Raw genomic sequence first — 22,008 nt, forward strand, 5'->3', positions numbered from 1 at the left:
GCCCACCACTGTAACGGCAGAAACCCCGAGTTGCTGAGTGAATGACTGAGGTATTTTTTAAACGGGTGTCGCCCGCTTCCATTTCACCGACAACCTTTAAAGCAAAAAAGCCGCTGTCCCGAAGGATCAGCGGCTTTTTGAAGTGCTTCGTCGAGACTTAGTAGCCCAGATCGAAGTTCTCTTCTTTCATGTCCATCAGGTTGTTAGCGCCCGATAGCATGGTTACAACGTGAGTGCGGGTACGCGGCAGAATGCGCTGGAAGTAGAAGCGCGCAGTCTGCAGCTTGGCGGTGTAGAACGCCTCTTCGGAAGTGCCGGCAGCCAGTTTCTCGGCAGACAGACGCGCCATGTCAGCCCAGAAGTAGGCCAGGCAGGCGTAACCGGAATACATCAGGTAGTCCACGGAGGCCGCGCCGACTTCTTCGCGATCTTTCATGGCAGCCATACCGACCTTCATGGTCAGCTCGCCCCACTCTTTGTTCAGTGCAGCCAGCGGTGCGACGAACTCTTGAACCGCTTCGTTGCCTTCGTTGGTCTGGCAGAACTTGTGGACGATCTTGGTGAAGCTTTTCAGAGCCTCGCCTTGAGTCATCAGCACTTTACGGCCCAGCAGGTCGAGCGCCTGGATACCGGTGGTGCCTTCGTACAGCATCGAAATGCGGCTGTCGCGAACGTTCTGCTCCATGCCCCACTCGGCGATGAAGCCGTGACCGCCGTAGATCTGCACGCCATGGTTGGCCGATTCAAAACCGACTTCGGTCATGAAGGCTTTGGCGATTGGCGTCATGAACGCCAGCAGTGCGTCGGCTTTCTTCTTCTCATCTTCGTCCACGCCGTACTTGACGATGTCGACCTGCTTGGCGGTGAAGTAAACCATCGCACGGTTGCCTTCGGCGAATGCCTTCATGGTCAACAGCATGCGGCGTACGTCTGGGTGCACGATGATCGGGTCAGCGGCTTTGTCCGGCGCTTTCGGGCCAGTCAGCGAGCGCATTTGCAGACGGTCGCGAGCGTATTTCAGGCCGCCCTGGAAACCGACTTCGGCGTGGGCCAGACCTTGCAGCGCGGTACCCAGACGTGCGGTGTTCATGAAGGTGAACATGCAGTTCAGGCCTTTGTTCGCCGGGCCGATCAGGAAACCGGTCGCGCCGTCGAAGTTCATCACGCAGGTGGCGTTGCCGTGGATGCCCATCTTGTGTTCCAGGGAACCGCAAGATACCGCGTTACGCGTGCCAACCGAGCCATCAGCGTTGGGCATGAACTTCGGCACGATGAACAGGGAGATGCCTTTGGTGCCAGCCGGTGCATCCGGCAGGCGAGCCAGTACGATGTGGACGATGTTGTCGGCCATATCGTGTTCACCGGCCGAGATGAAGATCTTGGTGCCGGAAACCTTGTAGGAACCGTCGGCCTGAGGCTCGGCCTTGGTGCGCAGCATGCCAAGGTCAGTGCCGCAATGCGGCTCGGTCAGGCACATGGTGCCGGTCCACTCGCCCGAGACCAGCTTGGTCAGGTAAGCCTCTTGCTGCTCAGGGGTGCCGTGCTCGGAGATGGTGTTCATCGCGCCGTGCGACAGGCCTGGGTACATGCCCCACGACCAGTTCGACTCGCCGACCATTTCGCTGATCGCCAGACCCAAGGACTCCGGCAGGCCTTGGCCGCCGTGCTCGACGTCGTGAGCCAGGCTTGGCCAGCCGCCTTCTACGAATTGCTTGTACGCTTCTTTGAAGCCAGTCGGGGTCTTAACGCCGGACTCGCTCCAGGTGCAGCCTTCGAGGTCGCCCACGCGGTTCAGCGGAGCCAATACCTGCTCACAAAACTTGGCGCCTTCTTCGAGAATGGCGTCAACCATGTCCGGCGTTGCGTCTGCACACGCTGGAAGGCTCTGATAGTGCGCTTCGTAGCCGAGCAGCTCGTCACGAACGAAGCGAATATCACGCAAGGGGGCCTTGTAGTCAGGCATAGCGATAAACCTCTGCTGATGTAACCGGGAATGAACGACCGCGCTGAATTGTTGTTGCGATCAAACAGTTGTTTGAAACATACGTTTACGCCGAAATCTTGTCAAGCATCGATCTTTTTCCGTTCGTCATCCCCTCACGCAAATTCAGGTCGCGCAACATCGCCACGTCGCGGATCGAGTGATACGCAGTGCAAGAAAGATTAGTTTAGGAAGAAAGGCTTACGCAGAAAAACGCCGCAATATTTCGCGGCGTTGGCAGTCGTGCTCAGTGAGAAATCAAGCGAAGGTATCGATCAACGTACCCAGCACTTCATCGGACGATTTGGCGAGCCTGACGCCGAGTTCGACCTGAAATTTACCTTGGGCCATTTCGACGACATTGCTGGCAAGGTCCGATTGATGGCTGCGATCGATAGATCGAAGGCGATCGACCTGAGCGTCGGAAGACTGACTAGTGACCGAACGATCGATGGTGGTGTTGGCGATCTGCCCGGCGGCTTGATCGACACGGTTCTGCCCTGTCTGAATAGTGCTCAGACCGGCATAAAAAGCGGTGCTTCCTGAGATTTCCATGGGAGGACTCGTCCTTGAAAAGGTTCATCAGTGTTCATTGAAGCAGAGGGTTCGGTAAAACACCCGTCAAAAACACCAATGGCGCAGTGCCTTGTCATAGCAAACGCTAGTCAAGCAAATCCAGCTGAAGATGTTCCGCCACCGCTTCAGCTGTGACTGACTTGAGTTTTGGCACCCTTCCCAGGCATGGCGCTGGAAGGCGTTCGGCGAGTGTCGCTAGGTTTTCTTCCAGCCGTGAAGTTTTCGGATCAATGATATTCGCCACCCATCCCGCCAACTGCAAACCGTCACGAGCGATGGCCTCAGCCGTCAGCAAGGCATGGCTGATGCAGCCCAGGCGAACGCCGACGACCAGAATCACCGGCAGGCCCAAGGCTTTCGCCAAATCAGACAGATTATCCTGATCGGCCAACGGCACGCGCCAGCCACCGGCACCTTCGATCAACGTGAAGTCGGCCTGCATTTCAAGGATCTGCCGCATCGGCGTCAACAATGACTGCACCGTGAGTGCCACACCCGCTTCACGCGCTGCAAGATGCGGGGCAATCGCCGGTTCGAACGCCACCGGGTTCGCCTGCGAATACGTCAATGGCAACGAACATTCCGCCAGCAGCGCCAGCGCATCCGCGTTGCGCAGACCCTTGGGCGTGACATCGCACCCCGAGGCGACCGGCTTACCCGCCGCCGTGCTCAAACCCGCCGACCGCGCCGCATACAGCAACCCCGCCGCGACCGTGGTTTTGCCGACATCCGTATCTGTGCCGGTAATGAAATAGGCTGAGCTCATAAGGGTTTCTCCAAAACGGCGTACACCACTTGATAAGTCGCCGGCAAACCTTCGGCCTGACGAAACTGCTCATAGGCCTCGATCAAACCCAGAATCCGCGCCCGGCCAGTCAAGCCACCCGGCCGACCGGGATTAAGGTTGTGCGCGCCCAAGGCCTTGAGCTCATGGGTCAGGCTGCGCACATCCGGGTAGTACAACACATGGGGACAGGTTTGCAGACTGACCACCTCTAAACCGCTATCGGCACTCAATTGTTGATAAACGCCGAACTCCCGGAAGCGATTGACGTGCACCATGCCGTCGACCTTACGCCAACTGTCTCGCAGTTCAATCAACGTCCCAACACACAGACTAGCAAACGCGAAAATCCCGCCTGGTTTGAGCACCCGATGGGCCTCGCCGAGTACCGCGCCGAAGTCTGCACACCACTGCACTGCCAGGCTGGAGAAGATCAGATCGCAGGTCGAATCCTGCAACGGCAGGCGCTCGGCATCACCGGCGATGAAATCGGTGGCGCCGCCTAATGGCCGTGCGTGATTGAGCATGCCCTCGGCGATATCCAGCGCCACACCGTGAGCACCGGCAAAACGTTCACCCAATGCACGACTGAAATACCCGGTGCCACAGCCCAGGTCGAGCCAGCGTTGCGGCATAAAATCTGCTGGCAGGCGGCTCAGCAATTGGCTGCCCACGTCACGTTGCAGTTCGGCCACGCTGTCATAGCTCGACGCCGCACGGGAAAACGAAGCCGCCACCTGGCGTTTGTCAGGCAGACCGCCGGGTACGTTGGGAAGAGACAAATCAGTCATCGCCGCACTCATGCAAAAAAGCCTGGATCGCCCCTGCCACACCGTGGGGGTCTTCCAGAAGAAACGCGTGGCTGGCCTGTTCAATCAGACCGATTTCGACATCCGGCAGCAATGCCAGCAGGTCTGCGGTGGCTTCGGCCGGAACCAGTGCGTCGAGGCCGGCGAACAAGTGCAGTTGCGGGCCACGGAACGTCTGCAAGGCTTGGCGGGTATCCAACTGAGCGAGCAACTCCAGGCCGCTCATCAATAAGGGGCCAGCCGTGTGCGGCGCACCCCCGAGCAACAACCGTGATAACCCGCGAGGGTCTTCGGCACCTTGAGCGCAAAGCAGTGAAAAGCGCTTTAAGGTCATGCGCGGGTCAGCAGCACAGCCAGCCAGGAACGCATCGAAGGTTTCGCCAGGCATCGCGCTCGACCACTGTTCATGGGCGACAAAAGAAGGATTACTCGCCAGCGTCAGCAAACCGCAGCAGCGATCGCCGCGACGCGCCGCCAATTCCGAAGCGAGCATGCCACCCAACGACCAGCCACCCAGCCAGGCATCCTGAGGCAGCGTCGAATCGAGTTCAGCGAGCCACTCTTGAAGATCGTTCGACTGCAATTGTGGTAACGGCTCGATCTCGACCCGCAGGTGTTCATCCAGCCCTTGCAACGCCGCCGCCAGCGGTTCCAGCGGCGAAACACCGAGCCCCCAACCAGGCAGCAGAATCAGACGATCACGCATGGGCTGGCTCCGGTCCCAGTTGTTGAAAACAATTGGCCAATCCTTCCAGCAATAACTGAACCTGCGCCTCGCTGTGGGCGGCGCTCAGCGTCACACGCAGACGAGCACTGCCAGCAGGCACCGTTGGCGGTCGAATCGCGGTCACCATCAGCCCGCGTTCGCGCAGCATTTGCGAGAAGCGCACCGCGCGGCCGGCATCGCCAATCATGATCGGCTGGATCGGTGTAAAGCTGTCCATGAGCTCAAGGCCGATTTGTTCGGCGCCGTGGCGGAACTGGCGGATCAGCGTCTGCAAATGTTCGCGGCGCCAATGCTCGCTGCGCAGCAGTTCAAGGCTTTTCAGTGTGGCGCACGCCAATGCCGGCGGTTGGCTGGTGGTGTAAATGTACGGGCGGGCAAACTGAATCAGGCTCTCGATTAACTCTTCACTGCCGGCGACAAAAGCCCCGGCCGTGCCGAACGCTTTGCCGAGAGTACCGACCAGTACCGGCACGTCTTCCTGGCTCAAGCCGAAATGCTCGACGATGCCGCCACCGTTCGCACCCAACGGACCGAAACCGTGGGCGTCATCGACCATCAGCCACGCGCCTTTGGCCTTGGCTTCCCGCGCCAGTGCCGGCAAGTCGGCGATGTCGCCGTCCATACTGAACACGCCGTCGGTGACCACCAGCGTGTTGCCGGTGGCTTTCTCAAGGCGCTTGGCCAGGCTCACGGCGTCGTTGTGCAAGTAACGATTGAACCGCGCCCCGGACAACAGCCCCGCGTCGAGCAGCGAGGCATGATTGAGCCGGTCTTCCAGCACCGTATCGCCCTGCCCGACCAATGCGGTGACCGCACCGAGGTTGGCCATGTAGCCAGTGGTGAACAGCAAGGCCCGCGGGCGACCGGTGAGGTCCGCCAAGGCTTCTTCCAACGCGTGATGCGGGCCGCTGTGGCCGATGACCAAGTGCGACGCCCCGCCACCGACGCCCCATTTCGACGCGCCTTCTCGCCAGGCTTCGATCACTTGCGGGTGATTGGCCAGACCCAGGTAGTCGTTGTTACAGAACGCCAGCAACGGCTGGCCATCGACCACCACTTGCGGCCCCTGCGGGCTTTCGAGCAATGGGCGTTGGCGGTAGAGATTTTCGGCACGACGGGCAGCAAGGCGTGCGGCGAGATCGAAAGACATGCAGGCCTCGGACAAACAATCAAGGTAGACACCGAACCTGTAGGAGCTGGCTTGCCAGCGATGAGTGCGTCAGATTCGACATACCCATCAGCTGACAGACCGCTATCGCTGGCAAGCCAGCTCCTACAAGGGTTTCGCATTCCAATCAGAGGAGTCGATGGAAGGCTTCAAACCGCCGCGTTATAAAACTGCTCGCTGCTCTTCTGCTCCACCAGCGCCTGCTCGATCGCTGCCTGATGCACTTCGTCGGCGTGCTCTTCACGCGCCTCCGGCAAGATGCCCAGGCGCGAAAACAGTTGCATGTCCTTGTCGGCCTGCGGGTTGGCAGTGGTCAGCAGTTTCTCGCCGTAGAAAATCGAGTTGGCGCCCGCGAAGAAGGCCAGGGCCTGCATTTGTTCGTTCATGGCTTCGCGGCCGGCGGACAATCGCACGTGGGATTGCGGCATCAGGATGCGAGCGACGGCGAGCATACGGATGAAATCGAACGGGTCAACGTCTTCGGCATTTTCCAGAGGCGTACCGGCCACCTTCACCAGCATGTTGATCGGCACCGACTCTGGATGCTCCGGCAAGTTGGCCAGCTGGATCAGCAGGTTGGCGCGGTCGTCCAGCGACTCGCCCATGCCGAGAATACCGCCGGAACAAATCTTCATCCCCGACTCACGCACATACGCCAGGGTCTGCAGTCGCTCACTGTAGGTGCGGGTAGTGATGATGCTGCCGTAGAACTCAGGCGAGGTGTCTAGGTTGTGGTTGTAGTAGTCCAGACCAGCCTTGGCCAGTGCTTCTGTCTGGTCCTGATCCAGGCGACCGAGGGTCATGCAGGTTTCCAGGCCGAGTGCCTTCACGCCTTCGACCATCTTCAAGACGTACGGCATGTCCTTGGCCGATGGATGCTTCCAGGCCGCGCCCATGCAGAATCGGGTCGAACCGATGGCCTTGGCACGAGCGGCCTCTTCAAGAACCTTCTGAACCTCCATCAGCTTTTCTTTTTCCAGCCCGGTGTTGTAGTGACCGGACTGCGGACAATATTTGCAATCTTCCGGACAAGCGCCGGTTTTGATCGACAGCAGGGTCGAGACCTGGACGCGGTTGGCGTCGAAATGCGCGCGGTGCACCGTCTGCGCCTGGAACAACAGGTCGTTGAATGGCTGTACGAAGAGTGCTTTGACTTCGGCCAAAGACCAGTCATGACGCAGGGTTGCAGTGGTGCTGGCGCTCATGGGCGTTTCCTTTGAATTATGCTTGTACAGGCGGCTGGGCAATGGAACGCCCTGAGTCGCATCACAGTGTTTCGGCATATTTAAGGAAGAGTGATGAGCTGTCAACCAAGATACGAAGGACCGGTTTACATCTGGCTAAAAAACAACCAGCACTGCTTGCTTTGCAACGAACCCGCCGAAGACGTCACCCCGATCTGCATGGCGTGCGAAACCGAACTGCCCTGGCTGGGTGATCATTGCCACACCTGTGCCCTGCCCTTGCCCGCGGCGGGCCTGACGTGCGGCCAATGTTTGCAAGAGCCTCCGGCCTTTGAACGGGTCATTGCGCCTTGGGTTTACGGCTTTCCGATCGACAGCCTGATCACACGCTTCAAACACAACGCCAACTGGCCATTTGGGCGCTTGCTCGCCGAAATTGTCACTCAATCGCTGCGATATCGCTTCACCGACGGCCTGGATCGCCCCCACGTGCTTGTCCCCGTCCCCTTGGCCGATCGGCGCTTGCGCAAACGGGGATTCAATCAGGCGGCGATGCTGGCTCGCTGGCTCGGAACCGACCTCGATATCCCTGTCGACGAACGGCTGTTATTGCGCACTCACGACACTGATGCGCAACAGGCACTGAACGCCGATGCGCGTCGCAAAAATCTGCGCAATGCGTTCGCACTGGCGCCCGATGCAGTCGTGAAGGGCCGTCACCTCGCCCTGATCGACGACGTTCTGACCACCGGCGCCACCGCTCAGGCGTTGGCCGCTCTGCTGATGAATGCCGGGGCAGCCCGTGTCGACGTCTATTGTCTGGCCCGCACGCCAAAACCGGGGGAGACGTCCTGACTTGACTCCTGCGTCCCGAGCCGCCAACGTCTTCGCCATTGTCACAGCCCAAAGCGATTCACCATGGCCTTGTCTACGTTGTTGTCCCAGCACATTGTCCGTCGCCCGCAGCGCATCGCGCTGTTGCATCACGTTGCCGAACAGGGCTCGATCACCCGCGCCGCAAAAAGCGCAGGGCTCAGTTACAAGGCTGCCTGGGATGCTATCGAGGAGCTGAACAACCTGGCACAAACACCGTTGGTGGAACGGGTAGTCGGCGGTAAGGGCGGTGGCGGTGCCAGACTGTCCAGCGAAGGCGAACGGGTATTGCGCCTTTATCAGCGACTGCAGGCGTTGCAGGCGCAAGTGCTGGAGGCGGCCGAAGATACAGGCGACCTGGACTTGCTCGGCCGCTTGATGATGCGAACCAGCGCGCGCAACCAGCTGCACGGCAAGGTCGTGGCGATAGCGGTCCAAGGGCGCAATGACCTGATTCGCCTGCAAGTGACGGACGATCTGATCATCGAGGCGCAAATCACCCACGACAGTACTCAACGTCTGGAATTGCAAATCGGCACTGAAGTCGTGGCCTTGATCAAGGCTGGCTGGCTCGAGGTTTTGGATGCCGACTCTACGGCAACCCCTGGAAACAATTGCCTGAAGGGCATCATCGAGAAGATTCTCGACGCCGACGACGGCCCCAGCGAAGTACGTATCACGTTGCCCAACGGTTTGATGCTGTGCGCGCTAACCGAACCTGCACATCTAAAATCGTTGGGACTGGCTATCGGAAAATCGGTGCGCGTCGAGTTTTCACCGTCCAACATACTGCTGGGTACGCCGCTTTAACAAACTGCAACAAAACCTTCATCGCCCATCTTTAAGGTGACTGCAAAAACCGCAGGGAGCCTGATGTGAGCCTATTAGAAGAAAACCAATCCACCGACCTCGAAAAAATGCTCGGCCTCAGCCGTCGCGGCTTTATCAGCGCGGGCGCACTTTGTGGGGCGGCCATGTTTTTGGGGGGCAACCTGTTGAGTCGCAGCGTGTTGGCGGCCAGTGTCAGCGCCGGCACCAGCCAACTACTGGGCTTCGACAGCATTGCCACTGCGACCAGCGACACGATAACCCTGCCGCCAGGCTACAAGTCTTCGGTGCTGATCAGCTGGGGCCAACCCCTGCATAAAAACGGCCCGGTGTTCGACCCGAGCGGCAACGGCAGCGCCGAGCATCAGGAACTCCAGTTCGGTGACAACAACGACGGCATGAGCCTGTTCGAGTTTCCGGGTGAGAACGACCGGGCGCTGATGGCGATCAACAACGAATACACCAACTACCGCTACCTCTACCCCCACGGCGGGATGCCGCAATCGGCGCAAGAAGTGCGCAAGGCGCTGGCCTGCGAAGGTGTGTCGGTGATCGAAGTGCAGCGCCAAAACGGTGAGTGGAAGTTCGTCCAGGGCTCGCGCTATAACCGCCGCATTCACGGCAACGCGCCTATTAGCGTGAGCGGTCCGGCGGCGGGTCATGCCCTGCTGAAAACCAGCGCCGACCCTCAGGGCAAGCACGTTCTCGGCACCTTCCAGAACTGCGCCAACGGCAAAACGCCGTGGGGCACTTACCTGACCTGCGAAGAAAACTTCACCGACTGCTTCGGCAGCAGCAACGCCGAACAAAAATTCGACGCGGCGCAGAAACGCTACGGCGTGGTGGCGACCAGTAAGGAGATCAACTGGCACCCGCACGACGAGCGCTTCGACATGGCGAAGAACCCCAACGAATTGAACCGCCATGGCTGGGTCGTGGAAATCGATCCGTTCGATCCAAAGTCAACCCCGGTCAAACGCACCGCCCTCGGTCGCTTCAAACATGAAAATGCTGCCCTCGCCGAAACTGCGGACGGCCAGGCCGTGGTGTACATGGGCGACGATGAGCGCGGCGAATTCATCTACAAATTCGTCAGCCGCGACAAGATCGACCACAAGAACCCCAAGGCCAACCGCGACATCCTCGATCACGGCACGCTGTATGTCGCGCGTTTCGACGCGGGCGACGGCAACACCGATCACCCGAAGGGCCAGGGCGAATGGATCGAACTGACCCACGGCAAAAACGGCATCGACGCCAGTAGCGGCTTTGCTGATCAGGCCGAAGTGTTGATCCATGCGCGGCTGGCTGCCAGCGTGGTCAAGGCCACGCGCATGGACCGTCCGGAGTGGATCGTCGTCAGCCCCAAGGACGGCCAGGTTTACTGCACGCTGACCAACAATGCCAAACGTGGCGAAGACGGCCAACCGGTGGGCGGGCCGAACCCGCGCGAGAAGAACGTCTACGGGCAAATCCTGCGCTGGCACACCGACCGCGACGATCACGGCTCGAAAAGTTTTGCCTGGGACCTGTTCGTCGTCGCCGGCAACCCCGGTATTCACGCCGGAACGCCGAAGGCCGGGTCTTCGAACATCACACCGCAGAACATGTTCAACAGCCCGGATGGCCTGGGTTTCGACAAGGCAGGACGCTTGTGGATTCTCACCGATGGCGATTCGAGCAACGCCGGTGATTTTGCCGGAATGGGCAACAATCAGATGCTCTGTGCCGATCCGGAAACCGGTGAGATTCGCCGCTTCATGGTCGGGCCTGTGGGCTGCGAAGTGACAGGGATCAGTTTTTCCGCGGACCAGAAAACGTTGTTTGTCGGGATTCAGCATCCGGGCGAGAACGGCGGCTCGACCTTCCCCGAGCATCTGCCCAATGGCAAGCCGCGCTCATCGGTGATGGCGATTTCGCGGGAAGATGGCGGGATCGTCGGCGCCTGACAGGCCCTCATCGCTGGCAAGCCAGCTCCTACAGGGCATTTGCATAACCTGTAGGAGCGAGCTTGCTCGCGATATCGTCAGCCCAGACAACACATCTCGCAACCCTGCCCCTAAAGAGCGCCCGTCTGCGCTACCATGCCTGGCCGGACGCAGCAGCCTGCTGCGCGCAGGAGTCAGCATGGCCCACCCGTTTGAAACCCTCACGCCAGACCTCGTGCTCGATGCCGTCGAAAGCATTGGCTTCCTCAGCGACGCGCGCATTCTGGCGCTCAACAGCTACGAGAACCGCGTCTATCAGGTTGGCATCGAAGACGCCGAGCCACTGATCGCCAAGTTTTACAGGCCTCAACGCTGGACCAATGAAGCGATCCTGGAAGAACACCAATTCACTGCCGAACTCGCCGATTGCGACGTTCCCGTTGTCGCGCCGATGATCCACAACGGTGAAACCCTTCACGAACACAACGGTTTTCGCTTCACACTGTTTCCGCGCCGTGGCGGTCGTGCACCGGAACCGGGCAATCTCGATCAGCTCTATCGACTGGGCCAATTGCTCGGTCGCCTGCATGCCGTGGGCTCGACCAAGCCGTTCGATCATCGTGAAGCCTTGGCGGTGAAAAACTTCGGCCACGATTCACTCACGACGTTGCTCGAAGGCAATTTCATCCCCCGCAGTTTGCTACCGGCCTACGAATCAGTGGCCCGTGATCTGCTCAAGCGTGTGGAAGATGCTTACAGCAACACGCAGCATAAGAACATCCGCATGCACGGCGACTGCCACCCCGGCAACATGATGTGCCGCGACGAGATGTTTCACATCGTCGATCTTGACGACTGCCGAATGGGTCCGGCGGTCCAGGACATCTGGATGATGCTGGCCGGCGATCGCCACGAATGCATGGGCCAGCTGTCGGAATTGATGGATGGCTACAATGAATTCCACGACTTCGATCCGCGGGAACTGGCGCTGATCGAACCACTGCGAGCGTTGCGCCTGATGCATTACAGCGCCTGGCTCGCCCGTCGCTGGGATGACCCGGCATTTCCGCACAGCTTCCCGTGGTTCGGTACCGAGCGCTATTGGGGCGATCAGGTGTTGGCGTTGCGCGAGCAACTCGCGGCGCTCAACGAAGAGCCACTGAAATTGTTCTAACCCTCGTAGGAGCCGGCTTGCTGGCGATGAACCAAGACGCGGTTTACCTGATACACCGCGTCGTACGAATCGCCAGCAAGCCGGCTCCTACAAAAGTCCTGACACATCTATACAATCGGTTTCTTTGTTAGCTGCCTAAGCAAGGATTCTGCATGCAAGTCACCAACCCGCGTCGCGGGTACATTCTGGGCCTGAGTGCCTACATCATCTGGGGACTTTTCCCGCTCTATTTCAAAGCCATCGCCAGCGTGCCCGCCGTGGAGATCATCATTCACCGCGTGTTGTGGTCGGCGCTGTTCGGTGCACTGTTGCTGATGGTCTGGAAACATCCCGGTTGGTGGCGTGAACTGCGCGAGAATCCCCGACGGCTGGCGATCCTGGCCCTCAGTGGCACCCTGATCGCTGCCAACTGGCTGACTTACGTGTGGTCGGTGAACAATGGCCGCATGCTTGAAGCCAGCCTCGGCTATTACATCAACCCGCTGGTGAATGTGTTGCTCGGCATGCTGATTCTCGGCGAACGACTGCGGCGCATGCAGTGGGTCGCGGTGGGTCTGGCGGCGGTTGGCGTGGCGCAGCAGGTGTGGCAGGTCGGCAGTTTGCCGTGGGTGTCGTTGGTCCTGGCACTGACCTTCGGTTTCTACGGGTTGATTCGCAAGCAGGCGCCGGTCAAGGCATTGCCGGGCCTGGTAGTGGAAACCTGGATGCTGGTGCCGATTGCCCTGGCCTGGCTGCTGTTCAATCCAACCGCCAGCAGCGCTCAGGCCGAATTCTGGACCACGTCCGAAGCCTGGTGGCTGGTCGCCGCAGGGCCGGTCACGCTAGTGCCATTGGTTTGCTTCAACGCAGCGGCTCGGCATTTGCCCTACACCACATTGGGATTTCTCCAGTACCTGGCGCCTACCTTGGTATTGCTGCAAGCGGTACTGCTGTTTGGCGAACAACTGTCCTCCAGCACGCTGGTTGCGTTCATCTTTATCTGGGCCGGCCTGGCCGTTTACAGCATCGATGCATGGGTCAGTTTGCGTCGCCGCAGCTGATCAAAAAACACACAAATCCGCACAGGCCACGTCCCCCGTGGCCTGTATCGATCCTTCCCAAGGTTATCCACAGCGTGATCCCCGCCGATTGTGCGCAAGTCTCTGAAACTGCTGGTTTTTTGATCATATCCTGAAGAACCCCGGGCCGCGTGGGCTGGCGGGGTGTCTCTACAGGTTATCCACAGGCAGGTGCACGTTTAACTTGGATAACTGATCAGGGATCGCTGCGCAGCACCAGTTCGACCATCAGGTCATCGGCCAGGGTTTCCAGACGTGATTGCAACACATCCAGCGACAGCGTCAGCGGTACGGCCAAAAGCGCTTCAGCGTGGAACAACGGCTCACTGCTCATCGGTGCCGGACGCACTTCCGTGACCAGTTGCTCCAGGTTTACCCCCTGCTCGCTCAGCAACCGCGTGATATCGCGCACGATCCCCGGACGATCATTGCCCACCAGCTCCATGGCAATCGGTTTCCAAGTACACGATTGTTCGATACCGCTTTCGGCGATCAACACGCGAATGCCCAACGTCGACAAGCCTTGCAAGGCATCCACCAGTTCATCGTAGGCCTCGGCCGGTACGCCTACCCGAAGAATCCCGGCGAATTGTCCGGCCATGCGCGACATGCGACTTTCCAGCCAATTGCCGCCGTGCTCGGCAATGCATTGGGCAATGCGCTCGACCTGCCCTGGCTTGTCCGGTGCAATCACTGTGAGTACGAGGTGGTCCATGGCGCAGCCCTCTGGTCATGACTTTTGTTATAGAAAACCAAGTATAGGCAAGGGTTGTTCATGTGCTGAATGGGCTGACGCCATCGCTGGCAAGCCAGCTCCTACAAGGATTGCAAAAGGCCCTGTAGGAGCTGGCCTGCCAGCGATCCAGTCCACCGCCGATCTGCTGTGGAAGACAAATCGTGTACAACTTTCGATATTTAACTGGAACAATCCATTGGTTTTTTGAGAACATCCTGCTCCGCGCCGTGACTGCAATGCGTCATGGGGTCGCAGAACGACGTAATTAGTCTAATTTTCACAACCGCAATTCATCATGTAGTATGCCGCAGCGCGCACTACATAACGTTGGATCGATGTCTGCCGCAGGCACGTTCGCAACCCTGAAAGCCCTGTCAGCAAGGCCCCAAGCCGTTGATTGGTCCCAACCCAGCCGCCCGTAATTGGCATGTACTGGTAGACGGGTTTGTGGTTTAAATGGCCCAAGGCTTCATTGTTAAATTGAAGAGCTGAAAAGCGAAATAGCTGAGCAGAGTGAGGCAAGCAATGACTGAACACGTTCAAGTCGGTGGCCTGCAGGTCGCCAAAGTCCTGTTCGACTTCGTGAACAACGAAGCCATTCCCGGAACCGGCCTCACCGCCGATCAATTCTGGGCCGGTGCCGACAAGGTCATTCATGACCTGGCGCCGAAGAACAAAGCCCTACTCGCCAAACGCGATGATATCCAGGCTCGTATCGATTCCTGGCACCAGGAACGCGCCGGTCAAGCGCACGACGCCGTGGCCTATAAAGCCTTCCTGCAAGAGATCGGTTATCTGCTGCCAGAAGCGGCCGATTTCCAGGTAACGACGCAAAACGTCGATGAAGAAATCGCCCGCATGGCCGGCCCACAGCTCGTGGTGCCGGTGATGAATGCCCGCTTCGCCCTCAATGCTTCGAACGCCCGCTGGGGTTCGCTGTATGACGCGCTCTACGGCACCGACGCCATCAGCGAAGCTGACGGCGCGGAAAAAGGCAAAGGCTACAACAAGGTTCGCGGCGACAAGGTTATCGCCTTCGCTCGTGCCTTCCTCGACGAAGCGGCGCCTTTGGCGGCCGGCTCCCACGTCGAGTCCACCGCTTACAAGATCGTTGACGGCAAACTGGTGGTCGCCCTTAAAGGCGGCAGCAACACCGGGCTGCGCAACGATGCACAACTGATCGGTTTCCACGGCGATGCATCGGCACCCACCGCGATCCTGCTGAAAAACAACGGCCTGCATTTCGAAATCCAGGTCGACGCCAGCACCCCGGTCGGCCAGACCGACGCAGCCGGCGTCAAAGACATCCTGATGGAAGCCGCACTGACCACCATCATGGACTGCGAAGACTCCGTTGCCGCCGTCGATGCCGATGACAAAGTGGTGATCTACCGCAACTGGCTCGGCCTGATGAAGGGCGATCTGTCGGAAGAAGTCGCCAAGGGTGGTCAGACCTTTACCCGTACCATGAACGCCGATCGCACCTACACCGGCGTCGACGGCAGCGAATTGAGCCTGCATGGCCGCTCGCTATTGTTCGTGCGCAACGTTGGTCACCTGATGACCATCGACGCGATCCTCGACAAGGACGGCAACGAAGTGCCGGAAGGAATTCTCGATGGCCTGGTGACTTGCCTGGCATCGATGCACAACCTGAACGGCAACACCTCGCGCAAAAACACCCGCACCGGCTCCATCTACATTGTGAAGCCGAAGATGCACGGTCCTGAAGAAGCGGCGTTCACCAACGAGCTGTTCGGTCGCATCGAAGACGTGCTGGGCCTGCCGCGCAACACCCTCAAAGTCGGGATCATGGACGAGGAGCGTCGTACCACGATCAACCTCAAGGCCTGCATCAAGGCTGCGAGCGAGCGTGTGGTGTTCATCAACACCGGTTTCCTCGACCGCACGGGCGATGAAATCCACACCTCCATGGAAGCCGGCCCGATGGTGCGCAAGGCCGACATGAAGGCGGAAAAATGGATTGGCGCCTACGAGAATTCCAACGTCGATATCGGCTTGAGCACTGGCCTGCAAGGTCGCGCACAAATCGGTAAAGGCATGTGGGCCATGCCGGACCTGATGGCGGCGATGCTCGAACAGAAAATCGCTCATCCGATGGCCGGTGCGAACACCGCCTGGGTTCCATCGCCGACCGCTGCTGCGCTGCATGCGCTGCACTACCACAAGGTTGACGTGTTCGCCCGTCAGGCCGAACTGGCCAAACGTGCCCACGCTTCGGTAGACGACATCCTGACCATCCCGCTGGCGGTGAACCCTCAGTGGACCGCCGAACAGATCAAGAACGAACTGGACAACAACTCCCAGGGCATTCTCGGTTATGTGGTGCGCTGGATCGACCAGGGCGTCGGCTGTTCGAAAGTGCCGGACATCAATGACGTCGGCCTGATGGAAGACCGTGCGACGCTGCGTATTTCCAGCCAGCACATCGCCAACTGGCTGCGTCACGGTATCGTTACCGAAGCGCAAGTGATGGAAAGCCTCAAGCGCATGGCGCCGGTGGTTGACCGTCAGAATGCCGCTGATGCGCTGTATCGCCCACTGGCCCCCGACTTCGACAGCAATATCGCCTTCCAGGCGGCGGTCGAACTGGTGGTTGAAGGCACCAAGCAGCCGAACGGCTACACCGAGCCGGTCCTGCACCGTCGTCGTCGCGAGTTCAAGGCTGCCAACGGTCTGTAACTGAGCGATTACGCCGGACATGAAAAAGCCCTGATCTTTCGATCAGGGCTTTTTTTTGGTTCTTCACGCAAGCCCCCGGGAAAGACAGATAACGCATACCTGCAGGAGCTGGCTTGCCAGCGATGGTCGTTAACGATAACGCGTTTGAACCGGATAAACGCGGCGCACTTGAGTCCATCGCCGGCAAGCCGGCTCCTACAGGGAATGTGCGAGGCCGGCAGGTTTGAGCTAAGGCTTCATCCCCAGTTCACGTTTGACCAACGCCAGCAACTGGTCGGCATCGATCGGCTTGAGCAGAAAGTCCACCACGCTCAAATGCATCGCGGCGATCGCATCCTTCACGTCGGCATCGCCCGAGACGATAATGATCGGCAACGCAGCCCGTACCGACTCGCGAACCTGGCGGATCAGGTCAAGCCCATCGACGCGCCCCATTCGCAGGTCAGTGATCAGCAAGCCTATGGTGGGCTTTTTGATCTCCGTTTCGGCCACCAGGATCTTGAGCGCAGCCTCGCCGCTGGCCGCCGACATACTGCGAATACCATCCAGTGCCAGAATCTCTGACAGCAACTCGCGGGCATCTTTATCGTCATCGACGATCAGCACCCGTTGCGGCGGCAAGTCAGGTTCCAGCATGACGGCATTGAGCAGTTCCCGCTCGGCGTCACTCAAAATATCGTGGTCGGACATGGCTTTCTCTACATGTTCAATACGGTTCCCTAGCACAGTGGTGAGACATCGCTAAGCAGACCTCCAATGTGCGCTTCGTCGGATATTTTTCCAATAGGCGAGCAGAGAGGTTTTTCGCACAGTTGCGTAAGACTCTTCCGACACTCCATCCCATAGATTGCCTACCTAGACTTACGTCCAATGGGCACCTCGGTCTTAGGGGTCGACCATGTCTGAGTCATCCGACCACAACAATTCAAACAAAGACTGCGGTAACGGTTATGAGTAGAGCGGACGCCTTCACACAGGCAGGGAAAACCGCGGTGTTGCAGAACATCCAGGGTACGTTGCAATTCCTTCAGCGCTTCCCGCCCTTCAATCAGATGGAACACGCTCACCTGGCGTACCTGGTGGAACAATGCCAGCTGCGTTTTTATGCCCCCGGCGAGAGCATCATCAAGCCCGCCGACGGACCCGTTGAACACTTCTATATCGTCAAGCAAGGCCGGGTGGTGGGCGAACGTCCGCACACGGCAAAGGGTGGTACCGAAACGGTGTTTGAAATCACCACCGGCGAGTGTTTCCCCCTTGCTGCGTTGCTGGGCGAACGGGCGACCCGCACCGAGCATCTGGCGGGCGAGGACACCTTCTGCCTGCAACTGAACAAAGCCGCATTCATCCGCCTGTTTTCACTGTCGGACACCTTTCGTAATTTCGCCCTGCGTTGCGTCAGCAGCTTGCTGGACCAGGTCAATCAGCAGGTCCAGCAGAAGGCCGTGGAAACCCTCGGCACCCAGTATTCGCTCAACACCCGACTCGGCGAACTGGCCATGCGTCACCCGGTGACTTGCAGCCCGCTCACGCCGCTGCGCGAGGCCGTGACGCTGATGCATGAGCAGCAGGTCGGCAGCATCGTGGCCGTCGACGAACACAAAGCGCCCCTGGGTATATTCACCCTACGCGACCTGCGCCAGGCCGTGGCCAATGGCAGCAGTGACTTCAACGAAGCCATTGAGCGATTCATGACCCCCGCGCCCTTTTACCTGTCGCCGGATCACAGCGCCTTCGATGCCGCGATTGCCATGACCGAGCGCCACATCGCCCACGTCTGCCTGGTCAAGGATCAGCGCCTTTGCGGCGTGGTGTCGGAGCGCGATCTGTTTTCCCTGCAACGGGTCGATCTGGTGCACCTGGCGCGGACCATCCGCAATGCGCCCCGGGTGGAAAACCTGGTGGCGATGCGTGGCGAAATCGGCCAACTGGTCGAGCGCATGCTGGCCCATGGTGCGTCGTCGACCCAGATCACACACATCATCACTTTGCTCAACGATCACACCGTGTGCCGGGTGATCGAACTGACCCTCGCCGAGAAAGACGACCCCGGCGTGCCGTTCAGTTGGCTGTGCTTCGGCAGCGAAGGTCGCCGCGAACAGACGCTGCATACCGACCAGGACAACGGTATTGTGTTCGAAGCCCGGGACGCAGCCCATGCGGCGGAGATTCGCGGCAAGTTGCTGCCCATCGCCCAGCAGATCAACCAGAGCCTGGCGCTGTGCGGTTTCACCCTGTGCAAGGGCAACATCATGGCCGGCAACCCCGAGCTGTGCCTGTCCCGTGCGGAATGGGCGCGACGCTTTTCGGCGTTTATCCGCGAGGCGACGCCGGAGAATTTGCTGGGCTCCAGCATCTATTTCGATTTGCGCGTGGTCTGGGGCAGCGAACAGAGTTGCGAACAGTTGCGTCGGGGTATTCTCGATCAGGTCGGCGACAACCGTTTGTTCCAGCGGATGATGGCCGAGAATGCGCTGCGCAATCGTCCGCCTGTAGGGCGTTTCCGTGATTTTGTGCTGGCGCGCAAAAATGGTGAGAAAGCCACGCTGGACCTGAAGACCCAGGGCCTGGCCCCTTTTGTCGACGGCGCTCGCGTATTGGCTCTCGCCCATGGCATCGAAGCCAACAACACCCTGGAGCGCTTTCGTCAGTTGATCGCCAAAGAAGTGATCGAGCCTCTGGATGGCGCGGCGTACGAAGAGGCTTATCACTTCATTCAGCAAACGCGCATGCAGCAACATCAACTACAGACCCGGGAGAATTTTCCCTACTCCAATCGGGTCGATCCTGACAGCCTTAATCACCTGGACCGCCGCATCCTGCGCGAATCCCTGCGTCAGGCCCAGCGCCTGCAAAGCAGCCTGAGCCTGCGGTATCAGCTATGAGCCTGTTCTCATGGCTGCGTGCGGCCAGCCCAACGCTGTCCGCCGACCTGCAGCATCGGCTCGAACGCTTGCCAGATCCCGCCACCCCGGGCGAATGCAGCCTGCGCGAACAACGTTGGGTCGTGCTCGACCTGGAAACCACCGGGCTGAACATGAACAAGGATCGGGTGCTGTCCATCGGTGCGGTGGTGATCGAGGACGGGGCGATCGACTTCAGTCAGCAGTTCGAGCGCACCTTGCAATGCGCTGAAGTCAAACTCGGCCCCAGCGTGCTGATCCATGGGCTGGGCCCCAGTGCCATCGCGGCAGGCAGCGATCCGGCCGAGGCGTTGCTCGATCTTATGGAGTACATCGGTGACAGCCCGGTGCTGGCCTTCCATGCGCCGTTTGATCAACACATGCTCGGGCGCGCATTGAAAGATCATCTGGGCTACAAGTTGCGGCACCTGTTTATGGACGTGGCGGATATTGCTCCGTTGCTGTGCCCACAGGCGCACATTCGCGAGGCCGGGCTGGACGACTGGATCGACTGGTTCAAGCTGGAAGTCTTCGAGCGTCACCACGCCAGTGCCGATGCGCTGGCCACCGCAGAACTGGCGCTGATCCTGTTCAGCCGGGCGCGGCAGCAGCAGATTCATAGCCCGTTAAACCTGCAACAGCGCTTGAGCCAATGGAAACGGCGGCAGCAGGCGCCGTCCTTCTAATAACGACGCGGTCACCGTAGGAGCTGCCGAAGGCTGCGATCTTTTTTCAAGATCAAAAAATCGCAGCCTTCGGCAGCTCCTACGGAGTTTGGCGCCACCAACCACCCGACCAGCGCCAATTGCTTCCCGTCCCGGCCTCTGACACAATCGCGAACAATTCTCGTTGGTTAACCCTTCCCACTCGGTGATGCTGCGTGTCGTCAGTCCCCAGCCCTCAAAGTGAGCTCGTCGGTGCGCTATATCGCGACCACCGCAGTTGGCTATTGGGCTGGCTTCGGCGCAACGTCGCTTGCCCGCAACGGGCCGAAGACCTGAGCCAGGACACCTTTGTGCGCTTGCTGGGTCGTGAAGAATTGAAGGTGCCTCGCGAGCCGCGAGCTTTTCTGGTGGCGATTGCCAAGGGCTTGCTGTTCGACTATTTCCGTCGCGCCGCGCTCGAGCAGGCCTACCTCACCGAACTGATGCTGATCCCCGAAGCCGAACAACCGTCGGTGGAAGAACAGCAGATGATCCTCGAAGACCTGAAAAACATTGATCGCCTGCTCGGCAAACTCTCAAGCAAGGCCCGGGCGGCGTTTCTCTTTAACCGTCTCGATGGCCTGGGCCATGCGGAAATTGCCGAGCGTTTGGGTGTCTCGGTGCCGCGGGTTCGTCAGTACCTGGCTCAGGGCGTTCGTCAGTGCTACATCGCGCAGTACGGTGAGCCGACATGAGCCCGGTTAGCTCCAAACCGGTGTCGGCGCAAGTGCTGGACGCCGCGATTGCGTGGCAGTTGTCCCTGGACTCCGGCAACCCGGTAGAGCGCGAAGCATTCACTAATTGGCACGCCGCCCACGAAGAACACGCACGGGCCTGGCGTCAGTTGGGCATGCTCGATCAACGCTTCAGTGTTGCCAGCGGCCCGGCGCGAACTGCGCTGCTGCAATCGCGCGAGGGCATTCGGCGGCGCGTGCGCAAACTCGGTAGCGGCCTGGCCAGTGTCGTCGCAGTGATCGGTCTGGCGTTGTTCGCCGGCGAACGTTATCTGCCGGTCGACTATTGGCTGGCCGACCAGCGCACCGCGACCGGCGAGCAGCGCACCCTGCGCCTGGCCGACGGCACCGTGATCAATCTCAACACCCACAGCGCCGTGGACGTACGTTTCGATGAGAAGCAGCGTCTGATCGTCCTTCAGGAAGGTGAAATCCTCGTCGAGACCGGTCATGGCGACGCGCGGCCGTTCATCGTCGAAACCCGCGAAGGCAGCATGCGCGCACTGGGGACGCGGTTCCTGGTCAAGCGCGAGGAAGAAGGCACGCGCCTGAGCGTGTTGCAGTCGGCGGTGGCGGCCCATCCGCAATCCAGCCCCGAAGAGCAGATCCTGCGTGAAGGTCAGCAAGTGCTGATCCGAAACAATGGCCTGGGGCCGATAGTGGCCGTCAACATGGGTGCAGACGCCTGGACCCGTGGCATGTTGGTGGTGGACAACACACGGTTGGAAGATCTGGTGCAGGAAATCGGTCGCTACCGACCCGGCTATCTGGGGGTGGCACCGCAAGTCGCTGACCTGCGGATCACCGGCAGCTTCCCGCTGCGCGATACCGACCTGGCGCTTAATGCCCTGCTGCCGACCCTGCCGGTGAAGATCGAACAGCACGCGCAATGGTGGGTGACGGTGGTGGCAAAGGCAGACGCCAAACCCTGACGGATGCTTCTCTGTCAGGCCCTATCGCTAGCAGGCTAGCTCCCACATTTGACCTGCGAACAAAGGTCCATTGTGGGAGCTAGCCTGCTAGCGATAGGGCCATCAGCCTGACCACAAACCAAAAACCGTTTACTGAATCTAAATTATTTTCATCCAGCCCTATCACTTTTCGATTTTCATTCGGCACCTAGGCAATTGAGAAGTAT

At 59.5% G+C, this 22,008-nt stretch carries 19 protein-coding genes; 10 read left to right on the forward strand and 9 right to left on the reverse strand.

Annotated elements, in window-relative coordinates; genetic code table 11:
• Nucleotides 1-157: 157 nt before the first annotated feature.
• From AD668_RS24660 to bioB, 7 genes are all read right to left on the reverse strand, one after another.
• Nucleotides 158-1,963, reverse strand: a complete 1,806-nt coding sequence (locus AD668_RS24660; protein ID WP_053163006.1) for a phenylacyl-CoA dehydrogenase — start codon at nt 1,961-1,963, stop codon at nt 158-160.
• Nucleotides 1,964-2,239: 276 nt separating this feature from the next.
• Nucleotides 2,240-2,536: a hypothetical protein gene (locus tag AD668_RS24665; RefSeq protein WP_053163008.1), complete on the reverse strand. Its 297-nt coding sequence runs from the start codon at nt 2,534-2,536 to the stop codon at nt 2,240-2,242.
• A gap of 106 nt (nt 2,537-2,642) precedes the next feature.
• Complete coding sequence (bioD, locus tag AD668_RS24670) at nt 2,643-3,323, reverse strand: dethiobiotin synthase (protein ID WP_053163010.1); 681 nt, start codon at nt 3,321-3,323, stop codon at nt 2,643-2,645.
• Nucleotides 3,320-4,132 carry a malonyl-ACP O-methyltransferase BioC gene (bioC, locus tag AD668_RS24675; RefSeq protein ID WP_053163012.1) on the reverse strand — a complete coding sequence of 271 codons (813 nt, stop codon included), beginning with the start codon at nt 4,130-4,132 and terminating at the stop codon, nt 3,320-3,322. The genes bioD and bioC overlap by 4 nt, the downstream gene beginning before the upstream one ends.
• Complete coding sequence (locus tag AD668_RS24680) at nt 4,125-4,856, reverse strand: alpha/beta fold hydrolase (protein WP_053163014.1); 732 nt, start codon at nt 4,854-4,856, stop codon at nt 4,125-4,127. Before AD668_RS24680 ends, bioC begins: the two co-directional genes overlap by 8 nt.
• Entirely contained in the window at nt 4,849-6,027 is a 1,179-nt protein-coding gene (gene bioF, locus AD668_RS24685) for an 8-amino-7-oxononanoate synthase (protein ID WP_053163016.1), read from the reverse strand. The genes AD668_RS24680 and bioF overlap by 8 nt, the downstream gene beginning before the upstream one ends.
• Nucleotides 6,028-6,194: 167 nt before the next feature.
• Nucleotides 6,195-7,250: a biotin synthase BioB gene (bioB, locus tag AD668_RS24690; RefSeq protein WP_053163018.1), complete on the reverse strand. Its 1,056-nt coding sequence runs from the start codon at nt 7,248-7,250 to the stop codon at nt 6,195-6,197.
• A 93-nt stretch (nt 7,251-7,343) separates the two neighbouring features.
• Here bioB and AD668_RS24695 point away from each other — a divergent pair, with 93 nt between their 5' ends.
• From AD668_RS24695 to rarD, 5 genes are all read left to right on the forward strand, one after another.
• Nucleotides 7,344-8,084, forward strand: coding sequence for a ComF family protein (locus AD668_RS24695; RefSeq protein ID WP_053163021.1), 741 nt, complete (start codon nt 7,344-7,346; stop codon nt 8,082-8,084).
• A gap of 63 nt (nt 8,085-8,147) precedes the next feature.
• On the forward strand, nt 8,148-8,912 hold the full coding sequence (locus AD668_RS24700; RefSeq protein WP_053163024.1) for a TOBE domain-containing protein: 765 nt from the start codon (nt 8,148-8,150) through the stop codon (nt 8,910-8,912).
• A 65-nt stretch (nt 8,913-8,977) separates the two neighbouring features.
• On the forward strand, nt 8,978-10,879 hold the full coding sequence (locus tag AD668_RS24705) for a PhoX family phosphatase (protein ID WP_053163029.1): 1,902 nt from the start codon (nt 8,978-8,980) through the stop codon (nt 10,877-10,879).
• 178 nt (nt 10,880-11,057) lie between these two features.
• Nucleotides 11,058-12,032, forward strand: coding sequence for a serine/threonine protein kinase (locus tag AD668_RS24710; protein WP_053163031.1), 975 nt, complete (start codon nt 11,058-11,060; stop codon nt 12,030-12,032).
• Nucleotides 12,033-12,184: 152 nt separating this feature from the next.
• Complete coding sequence (gene rarD / locus AD668_RS24715) at nt 12,185-13,072, forward strand: EamA family transporter RarD (protein ID WP_053163033.1); 888 nt, start codon at nt 12,185-12,187, stop codon at nt 13,070-13,072.
• Nucleotides 13,073-13,286: 214 nt separating this feature from the next.
• Here the strand turns inward: rarD and AD668_RS24720 are convergent, their stop codons facing one another.
• Complete coding sequence (locus tag AD668_RS24720) at nt 13,287-13,805, reverse strand: glycine cleavage system protein R (protein WP_053163035.1); 519 nt, start codon at nt 13,803-13,805, stop codon at nt 13,287-13,289.
• 546 nt (nt 13,806-14,351) lie between these two features.
• Between AD668_RS24720 and AD668_RS24725 the strand changes: the two genes are divergently transcribed.
• Nucleotides 14,352-16,529 carry a malate synthase G gene (locus tag AD668_RS24725; RefSeq protein ID WP_053163037.1) on the forward strand — a complete coding sequence of 726 codons (2,178 nt, stop codon included), beginning with the start codon at nt 14,352-14,354 and terminating at the stop codon, nt 16,527-16,529.
• Between the two features lie 228 nt (nt 16,530-16,757).
• Here the strand turns inward: AD668_RS24725 and AD668_RS24730 are convergent, their stop codons facing one another.
• A complete protein-coding gene (locus tag AD668_RS24730; RefSeq protein ID WP_053163039.1) occupies nt 16,758-17,219 on the reverse strand; it encodes a response regulator in 462 nt (153 codons plus the stop codon).
• Nucleotides 17,220-17,479: 260 nt separating this feature from the next.
• Between AD668_RS24730 and AD668_RS24735 the strand changes: the two genes are divergently transcribed.
• The 4 genes from AD668_RS24735 to AD668_RS24750 all read left to right on the forward strand — a co-directional run bounded on the left by AD668_RS24735 (nt 17,480) and on the right by AD668_RS24750 (nt 21,802).
• On the forward strand, nt 17,480-19,414 hold the full coding sequence (locus AD668_RS24735) for a putative nucleotidyltransferase substrate binding domain-containing protein (RefSeq protein WP_053163041.1): 1,935 nt from the start codon (nt 17,480-17,482) through the stop codon (nt 19,412-19,414).
• Nucleotides 19,411-20,118, forward strand: coding sequence for a PolC-type DNA polymerase III (locus AD668_RS24740; protein ID WP_053163043.1), 708 nt, complete (start codon nt 19,411-19,413; stop codon nt 20,116-20,118). The genes AD668_RS24735 and AD668_RS24740 overlap by 4 nt, the downstream gene beginning before the upstream one ends.
• Before the next feature lie 194 nt (nt 20,119-20,312).
• Complete coding sequence (locus AD668_RS24745) at nt 20,313-20,831, forward strand: RNA polymerase sigma factor (protein ID WP_053163045.1); 519 nt, start codon at nt 20,313-20,315, stop codon at nt 20,829-20,831.
• Nucleotides 20,828-21,802, forward strand: a complete 975-nt coding sequence (locus AD668_RS24750; RefSeq protein ID WP_053163047.1) for a FecR domain-containing protein — start codon at nt 20,828-20,830, stop codon at nt 21,800-21,802. Before AD668_RS24745 ends, AD668_RS24750 begins: the two co-directional genes overlap by 4 nt.
• Nucleotides 21,803-22,008: the final 206 nt, after the last annotated feature.

The organism is Pseudomonas sp. P1.8, assembly GCF_001269805.1.
Taxonomy (GTDB): domain Bacteria; phylum Pseudomonadota; class Gammaproteobacteria; order Pseudomonadales; family Pseudomonadaceae; genus Aquipseudomonas.